At 70.3% G+C, this 18734-nt stretch carries 13 protein-coding genes; 6 read left to right on the top strand and 7 right to left on the bottom strand.

Annotated elements, in window-relative coordinates:
* Positions 1–23: 23 nt before the first annotated feature.
* Positions 24–389, top strand: coding sequence for an MmcQ/YjbR family DNA-binding protein (locus tag IEJ02_RS06360; RefSeq protein WP_191063818.1), 366 nt, complete (start codon positions 24–26; stop codon positions 387–389).
* 140 nt (positions 390–529) lie between these two features.
* Here IEJ02_RS06360 and IEJ02_RS06355 read toward each other — a convergent pair whose 3' ends face one another.
* The gene (locus tag IEJ02_RS06355) at positions 530–913 is read right to left on the bottom strand and encodes a hypothetical protein (RefSeq protein ID WP_191063817.1); all 384 of its coding nucleotides are present in this window, start codon (positions 911–913) and stop codon (positions 530–532) included.
* Positions 914–1424: 511 nt separating this feature from the next.
* On the opposite strand from IEJ02_RS06355, the gene IEJ02_RS06350 reads away from it, so the two are divergent.
* The 5 genes from IEJ02_RS06350 to IEJ02_RS06335 all read left to right on the top strand — a co-directional run bounded on the left by IEJ02_RS06350 (position 1425) and on the right by IEJ02_RS06335 (position 9816).
* Positions 1425–2246, top strand: coding sequence for an IclR family transcriptional regulator (locus tag IEJ02_RS06350; protein WP_191063816.1), 822 nt, complete (start codon positions 1425–1427; stop codon positions 2244–2246).
* Positions 2247–2376: 130 nt separating this feature from the next.
* Positions 2377–5325 (top strand): AAA family ATPase, encoded by a 2949-nt coding sequence (locus IEJ02_RS06345; RefSeq protein WP_223863477.1) that lies wholly within the window; start codon positions 2377–2379, stop codon positions 5323–5325.
* A gap of 94 nt (positions 5326–5419) precedes the next feature.
* On the top strand, positions 5420–5542 hold the full coding sequence (locus tag IEJ02_RS49780; RefSeq protein WP_263407917.1) for a hypothetical protein: 123 nt from the start codon (positions 5420–5422) through the stop codon (positions 5540–5542).
* Positions 5543–5961: 419 nt separating this feature from the next.
* Positions 5962–8127: an ATP-binding protein gene (locus IEJ02_RS06340; protein WP_191063814.1), complete on the top strand. Its 2166-nt coding sequence runs from the start codon at positions 5962–5964 to the stop codon at positions 8125–8127.
* Positions 8128–8298: 171 nt separating this feature from the next.
* Positions 8299–9816 carry a tryptophan 7-halogenase gene (locus tag IEJ02_RS06335; RefSeq protein ID WP_191063813.1) on the top strand — a complete coding sequence of 506 codons (1518 nt, stop codon included), beginning with the start codon at positions 8299–8301 and terminating at the stop codon, positions 9814–9816.
* A gap of 35 nt (positions 9817–9851) precedes the next feature.
* On the opposite strand, the gene IEJ02_RS06330 is transcribed toward IEJ02_RS06335, so the two are convergent.
* The 6 genes from IEJ02_RS06330 to IEJ02_RS06305 all read right to left on the bottom strand — a co-directional run bounded on the left by IEJ02_RS06330 (position 9852) and on the right by IEJ02_RS06305 (position 18712).
* Positions 9852–12752 (bottom strand): AAA family ATPase, encoded by a 2901-nt coding sequence (locus tag IEJ02_RS06330; RefSeq protein WP_191063812.1) that lies wholly within the window; start codon positions 12750–12752, stop codon positions 9852–9854.
* A gap of 72 nt (positions 12753–12824) precedes the next feature.
* Positions 12825–14126, bottom strand: coding sequence for a cation:proton antiporter (locus IEJ02_RS06325; protein ID WP_317985736.1), 1302 nt, complete (start codon positions 14124–14126; stop codon positions 12825–12827).
* A gap of 205 nt (positions 14127–14331) precedes the next feature.
* Entirely contained in the window at positions 14332–15615 is a 1284-nt protein-coding gene (locus IEJ02_RS06320) for a beta-ketoacyl-ACP synthase 3 (protein WP_191063811.1), read from the bottom strand.
* Entirely contained in the window at positions 15612–16706 is a 1095-nt protein-coding gene (locus IEJ02_RS06315) for a histidinol-phosphate transaminase (RefSeq protein WP_191063810.1), read from the bottom strand. The genes IEJ02_RS06320 and IEJ02_RS06315 overlap by 4 nt, the downstream gene beginning before the upstream one ends.
* 75 nt (positions 16707–16781) lie before the next feature.
* Positions 16782–17822, bottom strand: coding sequence for a 4-hydroxy-2-oxovalerate aldolase (gene dmpG, locus IEJ02_RS06310; RefSeq protein WP_191063809.1), 1041 nt, complete (start codon positions 17820–17822; stop codon positions 16782–16784).
* Positions 17819–18712, bottom strand: a complete 894-nt coding sequence (locus IEJ02_RS06305; protein WP_191063808.1) for an acetaldehyde dehydrogenase (acetylating) — start codon at positions 18710–18712, stop codon at positions 17819–17821. Before IEJ02_RS06305 ends, dmpG begins: the two co-directional genes overlap by 4 nt.
* Positions 18713–18734 lie beyond the last annotated feature (22 nt).

The raw sequence follows: 18734 nt of genomic DNA, 5'->3' as shown, positions 1-18734 counted from the left end.
CGAGGAGAAGAGGAGCATGGGGAGTGACCCCCGAGCAGCTGCGGTCCTTCTGTCTCTCCTTCAACGCGGCGGTGGAGGAGTTCCCGTTCTCCCGCCACCCGGAAGTCTCGGCCTTCAAAGTGGTCGGCAAGATCTTCGCCCTGTCGACGCTGGACGCCCGTCCGCTCACGGTGAATCTGAAGTGCGACCCGGCGGACGCGGGCCGGCTCCGTGCCGGGCACCCGGAGCTGATCGTCCCGGGGTGGCATATGAACAAGCGCCACTGGAACACGGTGACGGTCGACGGCGGCCTTCCCGACCAGCTGGTCCGGGAGCTCATCGAGGACTCCTACGACCTGGTGGTCGCGGGGCTGCCGAGGGCCGAGCGCCTCCGGCTCGACCGCCCTTGAGAGCGGTCCCGGCCCCGGGAGGGGCTACGTCACCGCGATCCGCCCCCCGACACCGGCGCGACGCGTCCCCCCGTCATCCGACCGGGGCCGGCGGGACAGGCGGGCGCTTCCTGACGGGAAGCACCCGCTGTGCTGTCATGTCAGCACGTGTTGTCGGCGCGCCACGTGACCTTGTGCACGGTCGTCGGGTTGTAGAAGAACTGCCTACTCGCCTTGTCTCTCGTGACACACACCGTGCCGTCCACCGGGGTGGTCCCGTGGTCCAGGTAAGAGGTGTACTCCACGTCGACAGCGCGGGACCCCGTGTTCTGGAACACGAAACCGTCGACGTTTCCGGACCAGTCACCGCTGGTCACCAGGACCGGGGTTTCGACGGGGGTGGGGTAGGACGCAAAGGTGGGCCACAGGCAGAAGTTGCCGTCCGCGCAGGCACTGCTGCCGGCCGCCGACGCGCTGGGCGCGGTGGCTGCGATGCCGGCGAAGGTGGCGGATAAGACCGTGAGAGCGAGGGAGCGCTTACGCATGACACTTTCCTTTCGATGCTGTGCACGGAGACGGCCCCGACCGCTCTCGATGAGCAAGCCAGCGAGCGGCAAGCGGTCGGCGCGGCGGGGGTCGTGGGGAAGGACGTGAGCCCGACGACGACGGTGACCTTATCGAGGGTCTCAGCCACTGGACCAGGGACATTTACGCCGTGATCAACCAGCGGGCGAGGGCCTTCGTGCTGCACGTCTGTCATCGCCGGAAGGCGACATGCGCAGTTTCACCAGGGATCAATAGCCACCGCCACGACCAGCACCCTTGATACAACCCCTCACCCCGAAACGAACATCTCTACACGAACCCCTCCACTTACAGATCCCGAAGTTGAGGCACCCGGCGGTCTGGCTCACCTCCTGTCCATGCGCACTACCCGGTTCAGGCCCATGCCTGCCAGGTGAGGAGCGACCGAGCTATGATCACCGGCCCAGTGACGGCTGGCCACCCCCGGTTTCATTGAGTGAACCAACATCCCGGACGACTAGCGGAGCCGCTATGAACCAAGTCGACGACGGCAACGGCGCCGAAGCGGAAGCCACCCCTGTTCGGGGACACCGCGCATCCCACGGCGAAGCCCTGCTCGACAGGGCCTTTCGCGTACTCGACTGCTTCGGACCGGACACGCCGGTGCTGTCGTTGACCTCACTGGCCGCTCGGTCGGAACTGCCCAAGGCCACCGCACTGCGCATCGCCCGCAAGCTCGTCGAGAAGGGAGCGTTGGAGCGAACCGACTCCGGTCAGTACACGATCGGCTTAAGGCTGCTGGAAATCGCGGCCCTCGCACCGCGCGGCCACGGCTTGCGCGCCATCGCCTTGCCCTACATGCAGGACTTGCTGCACGCCACGCGACAGCACGTGGCTCTGGTCGTGCGCGAGAACCTGGACGGAGTCCTCGTCGAGCGGCTGACCTCCCACCACGCCGAACCCGTCGCCTACCGAGTCGGCGGCCGAATGCCCTTGCACACAACCGCCCCCGGCCTCGTCCTGCTGGCCTTCGCCCCCGCACATGTGCAAGATGACGTCCTCGGCGGTGACTCACACGCGGACGGGGCGGAGACGGGGGACCCGAACGGCGACGGCGATGCGCTACGGTCGCGACTTGCCGCCGTCCGCCGCGACCGGTACGCGGTGTACTCACGCCGCCACTGCGCATTCCCAACGACCGCGATCGCGGCCCCGATTTTCGACCGTCATCAGACTGTCATCGCCGCCGTCTCGATCCTCACGTCCTCCGAGCGGACCGAGCCATCGGCCCACATCCCCGCCGTGGTCGCCGTGACGCGCGCCATCAGCCGGACCATGGCTTACGACACGTAAAGCCATGGCCAACCGCCGGGTTCCCGGGGCCCTCCCGCAGAGGCGGGAAGCAGGACCGAGACACGCCACTCCCCCAACTCCCCTGCGATAAAGTCCGGTCGACGTGGATGGTCCGACCGAGACAGAACGCATGCACCAGGGCACGGTGGCGTACCCGGGCGACCGTACGTCCCGCTGTCCACTGGGCCGCGAGCGGCAGTTGGAGGAGGTCCTCCGTGTCCTGAGCGATCCGGGCGGGGCGCGCATGGTGCTCGTCCGGGGTGAACGCGGCATCGGTCGCACTCTGTTCATCAGCACCCTCGCCGAACGGCTTCGTGCGGAAGGGACAGCGGTTCTGACGCCGAGGTGTGTTCCCGGCGACGAGGAACGCCCTCTGCTGCTGGTCCTGCGTCTGATGCTGGCGCTGGAGGAACACCGGGGAGCGATGTCGCGTCGGCGCGGGGTCGGCAACCCCTCCACGGAGGCAGTGCACGCCGCGGAAAGGGGCGACCGGGCCGTGATGGCCGAGGCGCTCGCCACCGCGCTGACCCAGCCGGCGGCCTCCTCCGTGCCCGTGGCCGTCGTGGTGGACGACGCCCAGTATGCCGACGCCGAATCGCTGTCCTTGCTGGGCGGGATCGACCTCGCACCGAGTGTGGCGAGTGTCCGACTGGTGTTCTCGGCGATCGGGCACACCGAGGGTGGGACTCACCGGCGCCGCGCGTCGGTTGAGGCGGTGGGGCGGCTGGCGGACGACCCGGCGGCGCTGACGATCGTTCTGCCGCGCCTCGAGGAGGGCGAGGTGGCGGCCGTGGCGGCGCAACGGTTGCGGGCTGTCCCCATCGCGGGCCTTGTCCGTCGCCTGCACGAGCTGAGCCGGGGCATCCCGGGGGCGGTCGACGCCCTGCTCGGCGAGTGGACTCGCCAGGACCCGATACGGATGGCCGGCCACGCCTTCTTGAGTACGGGAACGTCCATACCGGTACTGCCGGACGACGACCGTTTCATCGTGGCGCTGGACGCGCTGGGCGAGCCCTGCCGGACGGTGGCCGAGGCGTTGAGCGTGCTGTGGCCGCTCGGCCGGCGGGCCGCGGAGCTGACCGCGGCGTCGACCGGGCTGTCCGCCGACGCGGTCAGCGACGGGATCCGTGTGCTGGTCGACGCGGGAATCCTGGACGCGTTACCGGGGCGGGACGGCGCCGGGGTGCGCGGCTGGACGTTCCGCGTGCCACTGGTGGCACACGCTCTGTGGCACCGGCTGGGACCGCTGGAACGCGGTCGCCTGTCCGCCGCCGCCGTAAAGGCGCTGTGGGCGCGCGGTCAAGTGTCGGGCATCGGGGCCACAGAGGGCCCCCGGACAGCGGACATTCTGGAGGAGGCGGACGCGGAGGTCTACCTGCCGGACCGGATCGCCGACGCGGGTGTCCTGGTCGACCACGGACTCGCGGTGGCGGAACTGACGGCCGCCGCGGAGCGGCTGTACCCGGACTACGAGGGCCGCGGGACACTGCGGTGGTTCCGGGCAGCCGCCCGCCTCACCGAGGAACCCGCCGCCCGCGCCGCGATCCTGCTGAGGTATGCCAGGGCGGCCTACACGGCAGGTGACTACCCGACCGCGCGGACCGCGTCCCTTCAGGCCGTGCGCACCCCCGCGGCCGGTCTCGGCACACCGATGCTGCAGAGCGCCGCCAGTGTGCTGGTGGCGGCAACGGCCGCCTGTCACGACTGGGCGGATCTCTCCCGGATGGCCACGGCGCAGTGGTGGCACACGCTGCCGCTGCCCGCTCCGGCCGCGGTGACCGGCCGCGCGCTGGCCCAGTTGAAACTGGCGAGGTGGCAGGAGGGGCTGGAGCTCCTCGCACGGTCCGAGTCGTTGTGGAACGCCGATCCGGGCAGCCGTGCGCTGCCCGAGTTGTACGCCGCGGGCGCGGAGCTGGTGGTCGGGCGTCCCGGGCGGTTCGCACGCCTGCTGGCCGGACCGGAGATCCGGGACATGTCGCCCGACCAGCGGTACGCGCTGACCATTCAGCAGTTCGACCAACTGCTCTGCTCCCGCGATCTGCGGGCGGCGGAGGCGCTGTTGTCCGCCCGGGGCCTGACCCTCGCAGAGCTGCCCCCGTGCAGCGTATTCCTCTGGCACCACCTGAGAGGCCGGTGGGACGAGGCGCTGGAGTCGGCCCGTCGGCTGCTGGCGACCGACCGGGTGTTCACGCCGGCGTCCGACCACCATCTGCTTCCCGCCCGGACGGCGGACATCCTCCTCGCCCGTGGCCGCATCACCACCGCGGGCCGCCTGATCGACAGCGCGCGGGACCGGGCGGGAGGCCACCCGTCCGAGCACTCTCTCGACAGGGTCGAGGCCGAAGCGCTGCGGGCCTTCGGTGACGCGGCGGGCGCGGAGCAGGCCCTGCGGCGCGGCCTGCGCGCGGCGAGCAGGCGCGGCGAGGTCCACGGCACCGACGAGCTGTGGGCCGCACTCGCCGTTCTCCTCGCGGAGACGGGGCGCACCGGTGCGGCCGTGAGGTGTCTGAGGCGGCTTGAGCGGATCGCCGGGCGGTTGGACAGCGGGCGGTCGCGTCTGCTCCTCCTGGTGACGTCGGCAAAGGTCCTGGGGCAGGACTGCGCCGGCGCCGCTCGCAGGTACCTGGGCGAGGCGGTGGACCTGGCCCGTTCCAGGGGCCAGGTCGCCGAGACGGCGCTCACCCTGACGGCCGCCGCCGGGCATGCGGGTCCGGCCACGCTTCTGTACGAGGCGTATGAACTCTTCGGCGAGTGCGATGCGTTGCTGTGGCGCTTCCGTACCAGGGTCGCGCAGCGAGAGGCTCGGCTGACCGTCCCCGGCCGTAGGCAAGCCACCGACGAGAACGAGCGCCTGTTCGCCGTTCTCATCGCCGAGGGGCTGACCAACCGCCGGATCGCCACGGTGCTGGGGCTCAGCGAGGATGCCGTCGCCAACCGGCTCACCCGGCTGTTCGCCCGCACCGGGCTGCGGTCCCGCACGGAGCTCGTCACAGCCGTACTCACGGGTGGCGTCCTGGCCGGCCGATGGCCGCTGACCGGCGACGACCGCCCTCCCGGGCGACGTCCCGGCGCCTGCTGAGGCTTCGTGCCAGGTTTCCCTGTAGTTAAGCGAGCGAGGCGGGAACCATGCGGAATCTGCCGATCCGCCGTGCCAGCATGACCGCACCAACCCCTTGAGCCTCATCGGCCGGCGCCACCGCTTCCACAACGCCTGCCGCACCCTGCGCCCCGGCTCCCTGGACTTCGAAGATCGCGGCACCCGCGAAGATCTGTCCGGGCCGGGCAGCGGCCCCTGAAGCGTCAGCGCAGTGGCTCGTCCCCCGAGCGACAACCGACCGGCCGCGATCACGGCCGCGCGCGGCCGCATCCGCGCATCCATCCGTTCCGCACCGGCAGCCTTGCCGGGAAAGGAAGTGCAGTGACCACTGGGACGCTCTCCTCATGCGCAGCCTGTAACGGACCGATCGACAGAGCGGGGGGACACAGGAAACCATCGACCTCTCAGCGGTACTGCTCAAACGCCTGCCGTCAGCGCGCTTACCGACGTCGCTCACAAGTCGGCGTGATAAGGAATGCGGACCCCAGCAGGCTTCTGACTCAGTTGAGCAGCTTTGTCGGCCGTGGCGACGAGGTGGTGGAATTACGGCGGCTGCTCCGGTCCGAGCGGTTGGTGACCCTCACCGGCCCGCCGGGAGTGGGGAAGACTCGGCTGGCCGTGGAATTGGCCGAACAAGAGCAACGCGGCGGACGCCGTGAGGTTGTCTTCGCGGAGCTGGACTCCCTCACACCAGGCGGTTGGGTGAAACGGCGAGTTGCCGAGTTGCTGCTGGGTGAGCGTGGTGAGGACGGCCCTGTGGCCGCGGAGCCGCTCACGGCGTCGTTGCGCGACCGAACGCTGCTGCTGGTGCTGGACACCTGTGAACATGTGCTGGACGAGTGCGGTCAGCTGCTCGGTGAACTACTGCCTGAGCACCCGAAGTTGCGCGTTCTGACCACCAGCCGCGAACCGTTGTGCCTTCCCGGGGAGACCGTCCACCCGATGAGTGGTCTGCCCCTCCCCGACCTCCGCGGCGGAGGTCCGCACCCTTCTGGATATCTGCACTGGGACGCGATGCGTTTGTTCTGTGAACGGGCGCAATCAGTCGCACCCGGGTTCCAGATCACGAAAGAGAACGCCGAGCACGTAGGCGCCATATGCACCCGCCTCGACGGTTTGCCGCTCGCCATAGAATTGGCCGCCCGGCTGGTGGGCACTCTCCCACTGCCCGATATTCACGATCGGCTGGACAAGAGCGTTTCGCTGTTGATTCAGGGCTGGCGGACATCCGATCGGCGCCATCAGAGCCTGCGAGCCGCGTTCCAGTGGAGCTACGATCTGCTGACGCCCGGGGAGCAACGGCTGTTTCGGCGGATGTCGGTGCTGCCGGGCGGGTTCGGGCCGGATGCCGCCGCGGCCGTATGTTCCGGTGAGCGGACTCCGGACGCGGAAGTGGCCGCACTCCTGTCACGCCTCGTCGCGAAATCCCTCATCACACCGTGTTCCGATCAGCCGCACCGGGCCCGGTTCCGGATGCTGGAGTCCCTCCGTCGCTACGGGCACGAGCAACTTCGCGCCGAGGGCGAGGAGCCGCACGTCCATGATCGCTCGACGGCCTGGCTCACTGAACGGACGAGCCCGCTCCAGGACACCTCGGTCGTGTCGTCGCACATGGCCAAGTGGCTGAGGACCGAGCAGAGCAACCTCATCCACGCTCTGGACTGGCTGAGTCGGGGGAACGACGAGCGCCAGCTGCTCTTGGCGGGCGCACTCACCATAGGGGCGGCTCTGGGAGAGGAGCCCGGTGTGCCGTCGGTCACGCGGAAGCTGGTCTCGGGTGCCTTGGGCCGGACTGACACCCGGTCGGCCTACCGCGGCATCGCCCTTGAAGGGGCGGCCCTCCTGGCCGGTCAGGAGGGTGAGTACGACGAAGCCCTACGGCTGCTCAGGCAAGCGGTGGAGCTCGGGCGCGAAGGCGGTCACCAGCCGTCGCTCAGCCGTCGGCTGCTCCTGCTCAGCCTCGTCCAGGAGACGCGAGGGGAACACACCGCGGCGCTGACCGAGGTACACGAGTGCCTGAAAATCAGCCGCCGTCTGGGCGACGACCTCATGACCTCGGTCGCCCTCAGTCACCTGGGCCGTCACTGTCTGTTCCGGGGAGACGCGCCACGAGCGCGGAAACTGATCGAGAGGACGCTTCCCGTGCTGCGGGCCGAGTCACCGCCGCGCCACTTGAGCGCGGCCCTGCATACCGCGGGTGCTCTCGCCTTGGAGCGGAACAGCCTTCCGGAGGCGGAGAAGTACTTCATCGAACTGCTGCAGGAAACCGCGGTTCCGTCGGACACCGTGGCCCGTGCGGTCGAGGGTCTGGCCGTCGTCGCCGTGCGAACGCATCAGTTCGAACGAGGGGTGCGGCTCATGGCGGCGGGTCTGGCCCTCGGTGCGAGCCCCCTCGGCCTCGCGTCCTGGTGGCAGGAGCGTGTCCGGACCGCGTTGACCACGGCCAGGCAAGCGCTGCCGGCGAAACGATGCGAGCACGCGCTCGCGCTCGGAAGCCGGCTGGGACCTCACCACGCCGTACGGTACGCGCTGGGAGAAGAGGACGAGCTTCCCAGCGAGACAACCGGTGGCAGCCCGCTGAGTGAACGGGAGTGGGATGTGATCGACCTGGTCGTGGATGGGCTGACCAACCGCCAGATAGCGTCTCGGCTCTACTTGTCCGTGCGCACGGTGGAGACGCATATCCACAACATCCGCACGACGCTCGGCCTTCGTTCGCGCGCGCACCTCGCGGCATGGGCCGCGCAGCGGGATCCGCGCCCCGATGGCCTCGCCGGTCCGTAACGGCGGGCTTTGCGGTTTCACCGTCCCGGCCTTGTGCGGTCAACTTCGTGTTGTCACAGGGGTGAACACGAGGTGGGACGCCGCCCACCGATGCCGACGGTGGATGGGCTCTGACGCCTCGTCGGACCCAGCACCCGTAACACCGTCAGGGATGCGTTCGAGGAGGCAGCGGTGGCAGACGAGGAGTTCGACGTCGTCGTGATCGGCGGCGGTCCGGGAGGCTCGACAACGGCCTCGTTCGTCGCCATGCAAGGCCACCGGGTACTGCTGCTGGAGAAGGAGGTCTTCCCCCGCTATCAAATCGGCGAGTCCTTGCTGCCCGCCACCGTGCACGGCGTCTGCCGGCTGCTGGGCGTGGACCAGGAGGTGGAAGAGGCCGGATTCATCCGCAAGCTGGGTGGCACGTTCCGCTGGGGAACCGATCCGCAGCCCTGGTCCTTCTTCTTCTCGGTCTCACCCCACATGGCCGGACCCACCTCGTACGCCTTCCAGGTCGAGCGGATGAAGTTCGACCACATCCTGCTCAAGAACGCCGCCAGGGTGGGAGTCGACGTACGGGAGGGCTGCGCCGTCAGCAATGTCGTCAAAGAAGGCGAACGGGTCGTGGGCGTGGGCTACACGGATCCGCAGGGCCGGCGTCGGGACGTACGGGCCACGTACGTCGTGGACGCCTCCGGCAACAAGAGCCGGACCTCTTCCGCCTTCGGCTCCCAGCGCGTGTACTCCGACTTCTTCCGCAACATCGCCGTCTTCGGATACTTCAACGGCGGCAAGCGACTGCCCGCCTCACCGGGAAACATCTTCTGTGAGGCCTTCGAGGACGGCTGGTTCTGGTATATCCCCCTGTCCGACACCCTGACCAGCGTCGGTGTGGTGATCAACCATGAATGGGCGGACCGGATCCAGGGCGACCAGGCACAGTCCCTGTTGCGGCTGATCGACAAGGCCCCCAGGATCCGCGACCTGCTCGCGGACGCGACCCGGGTCACCGAGGGCGTCTACGGCCAGGTCCGCGTCCGCAAGGACTATTCGTACCTCAACACCCAGTTCTGGGGAAACGGCATGGTCCTGGTCGGCGATGCCGCCTGCTTCGTCGACCCGGTGTTCTCCTCGGGGGTCCACCTCGCCACCTACGGCGGTCTCCTGGCCGCCCGCTCGATCAACACCGTGCTGGCGGGTGGCATCGACGAACGGCGTAGTTTCGAGGAGTTCGAGTCGCGGTACCGCCGCGAGTACGGCTTGTTCTACGAGTTCCTGATGTCCTTCTACAACCTGCACGTCGACGAGCGTTCCTACTACTGGCAGGCGAAGCAGGTGACCCAGGCCACCGACACCGAGTTGGCGGCCTTCGTGGAACTGGTCGGCGGGGTCGCCTCCTTGGACATGGCGTTCGACAGTCGGCAGTCCACCCGGTCGAGGATCACCGGGACGGCCCGTGAGCTGGAGAAACTGGTCAAGGCCAACCAGAGCCAGTCCGCCGAGGACGAGAACCTCCCGCTGTTCCAGTCGCCGTTCATGGGCGAAGTGATGCAACAACAGGCTCAGGTACAGGCCACCGCACTCATCGGGGGTGACGAGGACGAGAAGCCGGTGTTCCCCGACGGGCTGGTCGCCTCTGTGGACGGCCTCCACTGGGCGCGTCCCTCCTCGCCGGGCACGGGTCGCGGAGGCGGGCGGACCCGACGGTGAGACATGGGCCGCGAGGGGTCTTCGGACCGCACTCCTCAACGGCCCACCCGGTCGGACGGCGGCGCGCCGCCCCCGGCACGGGCCGGCGGAGCGTGCTTCGGCACCAGTCCCCGCCGGGCGAGGCCGCCGTCCAGCCAGGCCGCGGCCAGCTCCGCGCGGGATCGGCACCCGGTCCGCTGGAACAGCCGCGTCAGCCGCTGCTCCACCGTCTTCTCGCTGCAGGCGAGGCGGGCGGCGATCTGCCGGTTGGTCGCCCCACCGCTGATCACCTCGATCAGACGGAGGTCCGGCTCGCTCAGTACGTCGTTGACCGCACGCCGCCGTGGCAGAGGCACGGTCACGTTGCGCCGTCGCGCCGCCCGTCCGATCAAGGTGCGCAGCGGCTGTCCGATCCCCAGTCGGTGGGCGTGCCGCGTGGCCTCGGCCAGCCACTGCTGGGGATCGTCGTCGGCCTCGGCCAGCCATTGGTGGCAGTGCACCTCCAGCAGCGCGTCGCCCCGCTTCCGCACCAGGCGGTGGCCGGCCAGCAGACTCTCGCGATCACCGTGCAGCACACCCCGCACGAGGAGCAGGCTTTCCCGCGACATGCCCGACCCGGTCTCCTCGTCCAGCGTCTCCAACTCCTCCAGCGCCCGCTGGACCGCCTGGAGTCTGCCGTCGTAGAGGGCGTACGCCGCGATGCGGAGCAGAACCCTGTCGACGCCCATCAGCAGACCGTTCTGGCGCGCCCGCCGGACGTAAGTCCATCCGTCCTCCAGCGCCTGGTCGGCCTCCCCGGACCAGTACCGGACACCGAGGCGCGCGCGATCCACCAATGGGTGGACGACGGTGTCGGGGATCAGGCCGAGCCATGCGCGGGCCCGCCGGATGTCACCGCGAAAGCCATGGATCTCGGCCGCCAGCGCCCGGGCCATCTGGCTCACTCGGGCCGGGCCCCCGGACCGGCTCCGCCTCTCGATCCGGCGGGCGGACGACAGCGCGTCGTCCCAGTGACCGGCCAGGTAGTCACGGACCATCGCGTGGTACTGGACGGCGGTACTGTCCCCGGCCATGACGTACCGGTCACCGAGGACGGCCTCCAGGGCACCGACCAGATCACCGTGCGCGGCGGCGTTCCGCAACCGGTCCACGGCCGGGTGGCCGATCGTCTCGTACGGCAGACCCCGCAGCGCACGCTCGACCTCGATCCCGCTGCCCATGGCGGTGGCCAGCAATCGCACTTCCGCGGGCGAGGGAAGTGGTCCGGTGGCGATTCCCCCGGCGGAGGGCCGCCGCTCGGCGCGGGCTTCGTCGGCGTCCGAGGCGGGGAGGGGCGCCGGCCGGGGCGAGACCTGGCCGATCCCGTACAGACCGCCGAGCGCGGCCAGTGAGGCGGCGCCGGGCACCCGCCAAAGCGCCGCGCGGTCCGCCTCGCGGACGTCGTCGGCGATCGGGGCCCGGTGCTCGTGCAGCGCGGCCCAGAGCCAGGCCCGTGCGGTGAATTCCACGTCCTCGCGGCCGGTGCGGTGCGGCAGGCGCAGGCGGGCGAGCAGCGGTTCGGCCAGTGAAAGGGCGCCATGATGATCTCCGTGCCGCAGGGCCGCTTCGGCCGCCTCGCGCAGCGCGTCCGGCGTGCCGGGGTCATGGGGCGGCAGTCGGTGGAGCGCCGATTGGAAGGCCCGGACCGCCTCGGGCCGTTGGGCTTCGGCGTAGGTGCGCGCCGCCGCCAGCAGCAGCGGTACCGCTTGTGCGTCGCCGACCCTCGAGCCGGCGGCCCTCACGTGGCCGGCCAGGCACGGGTGGTGGGTGCCCGCGGTGGCGGCGCCGAGCCGGTCGACCGCGGACGCGACGATGCCCGCGTGCAACGACCGCACATCGCAGATGGCGGGCAGGGTCCGCAACGCCGCCGCGAGAGCGGGCACGGTGAACGCGATCCGGCCGTCCGGGTCGGCGGTGAGGACCCGGTCCCGTACCAGCTGGTCCAGCGTGGTGGCGAGGGTGCGGCCCCGCGGTCCGGGCCGCCGTGCCAGGAGCTGCAGGTCCTCCAGCCGCAGCTCGGCGCGGTCCGTCAGGCGCGCCAGCACGGCTGCCGTCTCCATACGGCCGTGGTCCCGTGGCATGCCCGGCGGGCCGAGCCGTCCCGGCTCCGCCACGTCCGCGGCGAACGGCAGCCCGCGCTCCGGCTCGGTCAGGCCGACGTGGCCGTCCAGTTCCAGCAGGCGCCCGCCCTCGTCCAGCGCGGTGAGTACGGACAACACGGCCCGCGGATTGCCCTCAAGCGGTCCGAGCGCCCGCAGCACCGCCTCCACCAGCGTTGTCTCGACCGGTCGGCCGACCCGCTGCTCGATGAGCGCGTGGACGTCGTCGGCGGGGAGCGGTGGCAGGTCGAGCACGCGGTCGGCTGCCACCACGACATCTCCGTGCCCGGGTCCGGCCGCCATCGGCCGGCCGGCCATCACCACGGGTATGCCGACCGGGCGGAAGACGCGCAGCAGCAACCCCAGGGCGGAAGCGGTCCGTGGCGGTATCCGCTCGGTACCGTCGAGGACGAGGGCGAAGGGCGTGTGGCGGGCCGCGTCCGCCAGCACCTCGCTCATGGTGGACAGCGGTGTCAGCTCGCCGCCGCGGTCCGCGCCGCGCGACTGCGCGCGGCGTATCGCGGTGACGCGCGCCGGAAGGCGGCCGTCGTGGATGTTGGCCAGGACGTCGCAGACCGCGTCGGCCACAGCGGTCACACCGGCTGCTCCTTCGGAGGTCTCCCAGGGCAGCCGCAGCACCCTGACGCCCTCCTCCAGGACTGTCCTGCGCGCCAGTTCCAGGACGGCGGTCTTGCCGACCCCGGGTCCACCGGTGATCAGCAGGGTCTGGGCCGACTCCGTTCCGATGGCCCGCAGGACTTCACTGATCACCTCGACATCGTCGTCCCTGCCGATGAGAGACATACGGCACTGCCGCACGCTGACTCCTCATGTGCCGTGCGTCCTCTGCCGGACAGACGTGAGGAGCGGGCTGGCGACTGTTCCGCCAGATCATTTCTCGACGCTTCTCCGCGGCATGGGTGTGAGGCCGAACTCCTGGGGAAATTTCCAGTGTTGGAGAACGGGCCCCGTCATGAGCGTGGTCACCAGGGCCATGACGACCATGGCGGTGAACAGCCGGCCGTCCAGCACGCCCAGTTGGAGGCCCACGTTCAGGATCACCAATTCGGTGAGTCCACGGGCGTTGAGCAGGACGCCGAGCGCGACCGACTCACGCCCCGGGATGCCCGAGAGGCGCGCCGACGCGGCGGCTCCCACGAATTTGCCCACACACGCCACCAGGGTGACCGAGACGACCATGATGATGCCGTGCTCGCCGAGTCCACGCAGGTCCACCGACAGCCCGGTGACGGCGAAGAAGACCGGCAGCAGAAACAGGCTGGTCTGCTCGATGCGCTCAGCGACCTCGGGAGCCTGCCGCTCGATCCGGTCTCGTGGTACGGCCGCGCCGAAGGCGAAGGCCCCGAAGACGGCGTGCAGCCCGGCCTCGGTGGTGACCCAGGCGGAGAGAAGCAGGCCGGTGACGAGAAGGGCCTGGATGAGGGAGCTGTCGGCGGTCCAGCGCCGCCGAGGCTCCAGCGACCAGCGCAGTCCGCGCCGTACCACGTAGGCGAGGAACAGGAGGAACAGGGCCGACTCACACACCATCCGTACCAGCGGCCAGGGTCCGCTCGCGGTGGTGATCACGACGACGACGGCCAGCACGCACCAGGCGAGGACGTCCTGGATGGCGGCGCAGGCGAGAGCCATGGCACCGACGCGGCCGCGCTGCATGCCCGATTCGGTGATGATCCGGGCCAGCACGGGGAAGGCGGTGATGGACATCGCGGCCCCGAGGAAGAGCGCGGGTGGGAGGATGTCGTCGGTGCTCAGCTGTGATGTGTCGTACCAGGGGTGGAGAAGCACCGCCAGCCCCGCGCCCAGCGCGAACGGCAGCGTGACGGAGCTGAGGGACACCGCGGCGACCTGGCGGCCACTCCCCCGCAGATGGAAGAAGTCCATCTGGTAGCCGATGCCGAACATGAAGAGGACCAGGCTGAGCTGGGAGAGTGCCCGCAGGGTCGGGCGCGTCTCCGTGGGGAACAGTGCTTCGGTGAGGTCGCCGGGGAAGAGGCCCAGCAGGCTCGGGCCCAGGGCGATACCGGCGATGATCTCTCCCATGACCGCCGGCTGCCGGACACGCCGGGCGAGCCGGGCGCATACGTGGGCCACGGCGAGGATCAGGGCGAGTCCGGCGAGCATGCTCGCGGTCACCGCCTCCTCGGAGCGTGCGGCGATGGTGTACGGTCCCACGGCGGTGATGTCTCCCTCGGCCGTTNATACCGGCGATGATCTCTCCCATGACCGCCGGCTGCCGGACACGCCGGGCGAGCCGGGCGCATACGTGGGCCACGGCGAGGATCAGGGCGAGTCCGGCGAGCATGCTCGCGGTCACCGCCTCCTCGGAGCGTGCGGCGATGGTGTACGGTCCCACGGCGGTGATGTCTCCCTCGGCCGTTCAGCGGTCGCCGCGCGCCCGGCGTGCGTCGATGAGTCCGGCCACGGAGGACAGGGTGTCCATGGGACTGATGGTGTCCTCCTCGATGAGGACCTTGAACCGCTCCTCCAGGACGAGCTGGAACTCGACGAGGAAGAGCGAGTCGAAGTCGAGGTCCTCGAACGTGGTCTCGGGCGTCATCTTCGACCTCTCCACCGTGAATCGATCGGTGAGGATGCCGACGACCTCTTCGAGCGTTGCGGACATGGCGGGACCGTCCTTCTGTGTCGTGTCACTGGAATCGTGAAGACGCGGGAGTTCCGGCCAGCTGAGGACCGTGGATCCCCACGTCAGTCCCCCGCCGAAGGCCGTGAGCAGCACCACGTCCCCGGGGGTGAGAAGCCGGTGGGAGTGCCCGTGGTCCAGGGCGAGGGGGATCGACGCCGCGGCCGTGTTCCCGACCTTGTCGATGTTGCGGATGACGCGCTCGGGTGGAATGCCGAGCTTTTCCGCGAGGCTGCGGAGGATGCGCAGGTTCGCCTGGTGGCCGACCAGCCGGTCGACGTGGCCTGCCGTCAGGCCGGCCTGGTCGAGGACGGCGCGCGCGGAGGCGGCCATACGGTGTACGGCGCTGCGGAACACTGGCTTGCCTGACATGGTGAAGTAGCGGTCGGACGGTTGTGCCGTACGGCCGGACAGCCGCTGTTCCACGCCTCCGGCCCGGACCGTGATGAGGTCGCGTCCGGTGCCGTCACTGCCCAGGTCGAACGGGCCCATGGCGCCTGGTTCGCCGGGGTGTCCGGCGCGCACGACCACGGCCCCGGCTCCATCGCCGAAGATCACCGCGTTGGACCGGTCGGCCGGGTCGACGATGGTGGAGTAGACGTCCGCGCCGATGACCAGGACACGCTCGGCGATGCCCCCGGCGATGAGGCCGGAGGCGGTGGCCAGGCCGTAGAGGAATCCGGAGCACACCGCCGAGATGTCGTATGCGGCCACGCCCTCCAGACCCAGCTTCGCCGCGACCGTGGGTGCCGTCGCCGGACAGGGCCGGTCGGGTGTCGTCGTCGCCAGCAGAACCGCGTCGACGGTGTCCGTCTCGGCGCACTTCATCGCTTTGCCGGCCGCCTCCGCTGCCAGGCTCGAGGTGGTCGTGCCCGGGGAGGCGAAGTGGCGCTGTGTGATGCCCGTACGTGTTCTTATCCAGTCGTCCGAGGTGTCCAGCCGACGGGCCAGCTCGTCGTTGGTGACGGTCAGAGGTGGCAGAAAGCCCCCGATTCCCGCGAGTACCGCGACCTTGGTCATGCGTCCGCCGCCGTTCGCGTTCGCCACTCGGCCGCGGCGGCGAGGAATCCGTCGTTGTCCTCGGCGGAGCCGATCGAGACCCGGACGCCTTGGTCCGGGAACGTCCGCACCGCTATGCCGTGGTCGGTGCACCACCGGCCGAACGCGACCGCGTTCGCGCCCAGCCGGAGCCAGAGGAAATTGGCCTCGCTCGCGGGGACCTCCCAGCCGCCGTGCACCAGGGCGCGGTGGACCCGGGTGCGCTCGGCGACCGTGGCGTCCACCTGCCGCAGCAGTTCCGCCCGCAGCTCGAGGGCCGCGACCGCTGCCCGCTGTGCGACCGTGTTCACCGCGTAGGGCAGACACGCCTTGCGCAGCCTTCCCACGACACGGGCGTCGCCCATGAGGTATCCGGTCCGCAGGCCCGCGAGGCCGTAGGCCTTGGAGAAGGTCCGCAGGACGACCAGGTTCGGATGGGCCGCGCAGAAGTCGAGTCCGGTGGAGACGTCCGGGGCACGGACGTACTCGTAGTACGCCTCGTCGAGGGCCACCAGGCACGTCGGCGGGACGCGGGAGAGGAACCCGGCGAGGTCGTCGCGGCCGACCGCGGTACCGGTCGGGTTGTTGGGGTTGCAGACGATGACCAGCCGTGTCCGGGGGGTGATCCGGTCGGCCATCGCAGGGAGGTCATGGGCGTCGTCGGCGAGGGGAACGCGTACCGACGCCACACCGGCGAGGTCGGCCAGAGCGGGGTACAGCTCGAACGACGGCCATGCGTATACCACTTCGGCGCCGGGCTCGCCGACCGACTGCAGCAGCGCCTGCAAGAGCGCCACGGAGCCCGCGCCGACCGCGAACCGGTCCTCGGCGATTTCATGGGTCCGGGCGAGCGCGCGCGTCAGCGCTCCGCATCCGGGATCGGGGTAGCGGTTGATGGTCGCACCGGCGTCGGCGATCGCCTCGGTGACTCCTGGAACCGGGTCGTGAGGCGATTCGTTCGCCGACAGCGGGCGGGGGCGCGGGTGGAGGCGCCTCGCCGACGCGTAGACGCCTTCGGACGGTTGGTAGGCGGCCAGGTCGTCGAGGACCGTGCGGAGTCGGGGCAGAGACATCGCGCTCCAGGGGAGAAGGGGGCGCCGCGGGGCCACGCCCGCGGCAGCCGGTGTGCACGCCGTCGCGGCCGGGGGTCAGCCCCCGCGGGCCTCCCGCAGGGCGGTGGCCACATCCACGATGAGATCCTCCTGGCCCGCCACCGCCTGCCGTTCGCCCAGCTCGAAGAAGACGTCGCGCGGATCGACGCCCTGGCGCGCGGAGATGTCGAGGACCCGGTTCTTGAAGCCGGAGAACACCCCGGCCAGACCACTGACGACGGCCACGGAGTCGATGGTCGGCGGGGCCGGCATGAGTTCACGCTCGGCGATGTCCGCGGCGTCGAGGAGTCCGTACAGGTCGATGCCCGTGCGGAACCCCAAGCGCTCCAGCACCGGGACCAGGACCTCCAGCTGGGTGTTTCCGGCCCCGGCCCCGAAGCCGCGGGCGCAGGCGTCCAGGATGCCCGCGCCCGCCCGCACCGCGGCGATGGAGTTGGCGACGGCCATACCGAGGTTGTTGTGACCGTGGAACAGCACCGGCACGTCGACGGCTTCGCGGATGGCGCCGATGCGCTCGGTGACATCACCCGGCAGGTAGTGGCCCGAGGAGTCGAAGATCCCGACCGCGCTCGCGCCGTAGGCCACCAGCCGGGCGCACTCCCGTGCCAGCCGCTCGGGGGCGGCCATGTGGCTCATCAGGAGGACGCCCTGCGCCTCGACTCCCGCCTCCCGCAGAAAGCCCAGGTGCCGCTCGGCGAGATTCGCCTCGGTGCAGTGCGTTCCGATCCGTACCACGTCGACCTGGTGGGCGATGGCCCTTTTGAGGTCCGCGGTGGTGCCCCACCCGGGAAGCATGAAGACGGCCATCCTGCTCGTGCGCAGGGCCTCCCTGACGACCGACAGCATGGTGTCGTCGCTGAGCCGGGCCTTCCCGGCCTGCAAGGACGAGGCGCCCAGGCCGTTGCCGTGGCCCACCTCGACCACCGGGACTCCGGCGGCGTCCGCCGCCTCCGCGTAGGCACGCAGCTGGTCAGGGCCCAGCTGGTGGCGGACCGCGTGGTGGCCGTCGCGCAGGGAGGGGTCGTGGACGAGAACTGGTGTCGAAGCGTGGTCCTGTGCGTGTGTCGGCTGGCTCATGAGGTCTCCGCACCGGCGAGAGAGAGGCGGTCCGCCGCATACTGCTCGGCGATCCGGATGGCGGCAGCGTTGATGATGTCGAGGTTGCCGGCGTACCTCGGGATGCGGTCGCCGGACGAGGTGATCTCCACGGCGACGAAGGCCTGGCCTTGGTCCACCGCGCACGCCGTCACCCGGTATCCCCCGACGAACGACCGCACCCGCGCGGCCGCGGCCGTCACGGCCGCCCGCACGGATTCCTCGGTCAGATCCCCGCCGTGCGCCGACACGGTGACCCGGAAGGTGGCCGGGGGCGTGGCCGGGCTGATGTTGAGGATCGCCTTGACGTCTTCGACCCCGGTGAGGTCCCGCACCGCGTCCTGGGTGGTCCCGACGAACTCGTCGATGTTCAGCCGTGTCGCCCGGCCCACGCTCTGACTGGCGGCAGTGGTCACGACCTCGGCGCCGTCGATCCGGTGCCGCCGTGATATGGCGTGGAGGATCGGCACGGACGCCTGGCCGCCACAGCTGACCATGTTGACGTCCGCGTGCTTCAGGGCTTCCGCCCCGTTCACGCTCGGTACCACCATGTGGCCGACCTTGCTCGGCGTCAGGTCGACGAGGAACGTCCCGGAGGGCCGCAGGAGTTCCGCGTGTTCGGCGTGTGCCGCGGCGTTGGTGGCGTCGAAGACCACGTCGAACGGTTCCGGGGCGGCCACGAGGGACCGGATACCGTCCGTGGCGGTCGGCAGGCCGAGGGCAGCCGCCTGCCGCAGGCCCGATGTGCGCTCGTCACGTGCCGCGACCAACTCGCAGGACAGTGAACGCGACCGCATGACCTTGGTCGCCAAGTCCAGTCCGATGAGGCCGACGCCGAGCACCGCCACGGACAGCCGCCCTGTTCGCTTCATGGGTGTTTCGCCCCTTCCTCGC

Source organism: Streptomyces sp. 5-10 (assembly GCF_014712245.1).
Lineage (GTDB): Bacteria > Actinomycetota > Actinomycetes > Streptomycetales > Streptomycetaceae > Streptomyces > Streptomyces violaceusniger.
This window is presented reverse-complemented; position numbering and strand designations above follow the sequence as displayed.

Coding starts and splice junctions, on each gene's coding strand:
- IEJ02_RS06350 (WP_191063816.1), top strand. CDS start 1,425: ATGAACCAAGTCGACGACGGCAACGGCGCCGAAGCGGAAGCCACCCCT.
- IEJ02_RS06315 (WP_191063810.1), bottom strand. CDS start 16,706: ATGTCTCTGCCCCGACTCCGCACGGTCCTCGACGACCTGGCCGCCTAC.
- IEJ02_RS06345 (WP_223863477.1), top strand. CDS start 2,377: ATGCACCAGGGCACGGTGGCGTACCCGGGCGACCGTACGTCCCGCTGT.
- IEJ02_RS06320 (WP_191063811.1), bottom strand. CDS start 15,615: ATGACCAAGGTCGCGGTACTCGCGGGAATCGGGGGCTTTCTGCCACCT.
- IEJ02_RS06355 (WP_191063817.1), bottom strand. CDS start 913: ATGCGTAAGCGCTCCCTCGCTCTCACGGTCTTATCCGCCACCTTCGCC.
- IEJ02_RS06305 (WP_191063808.1), bottom strand. CDS start 18,712: ATGAAGCGAACAGGGCGGCTGTCCGTGGCGGTGCTCGGCGTCGGCCTC.
- dmpG (WP_191063809.1), bottom strand. CDS start 17,822: ATGAGCCAGCCGACACACGCACAGGACCACGCTTCGACACCAGTTCTC.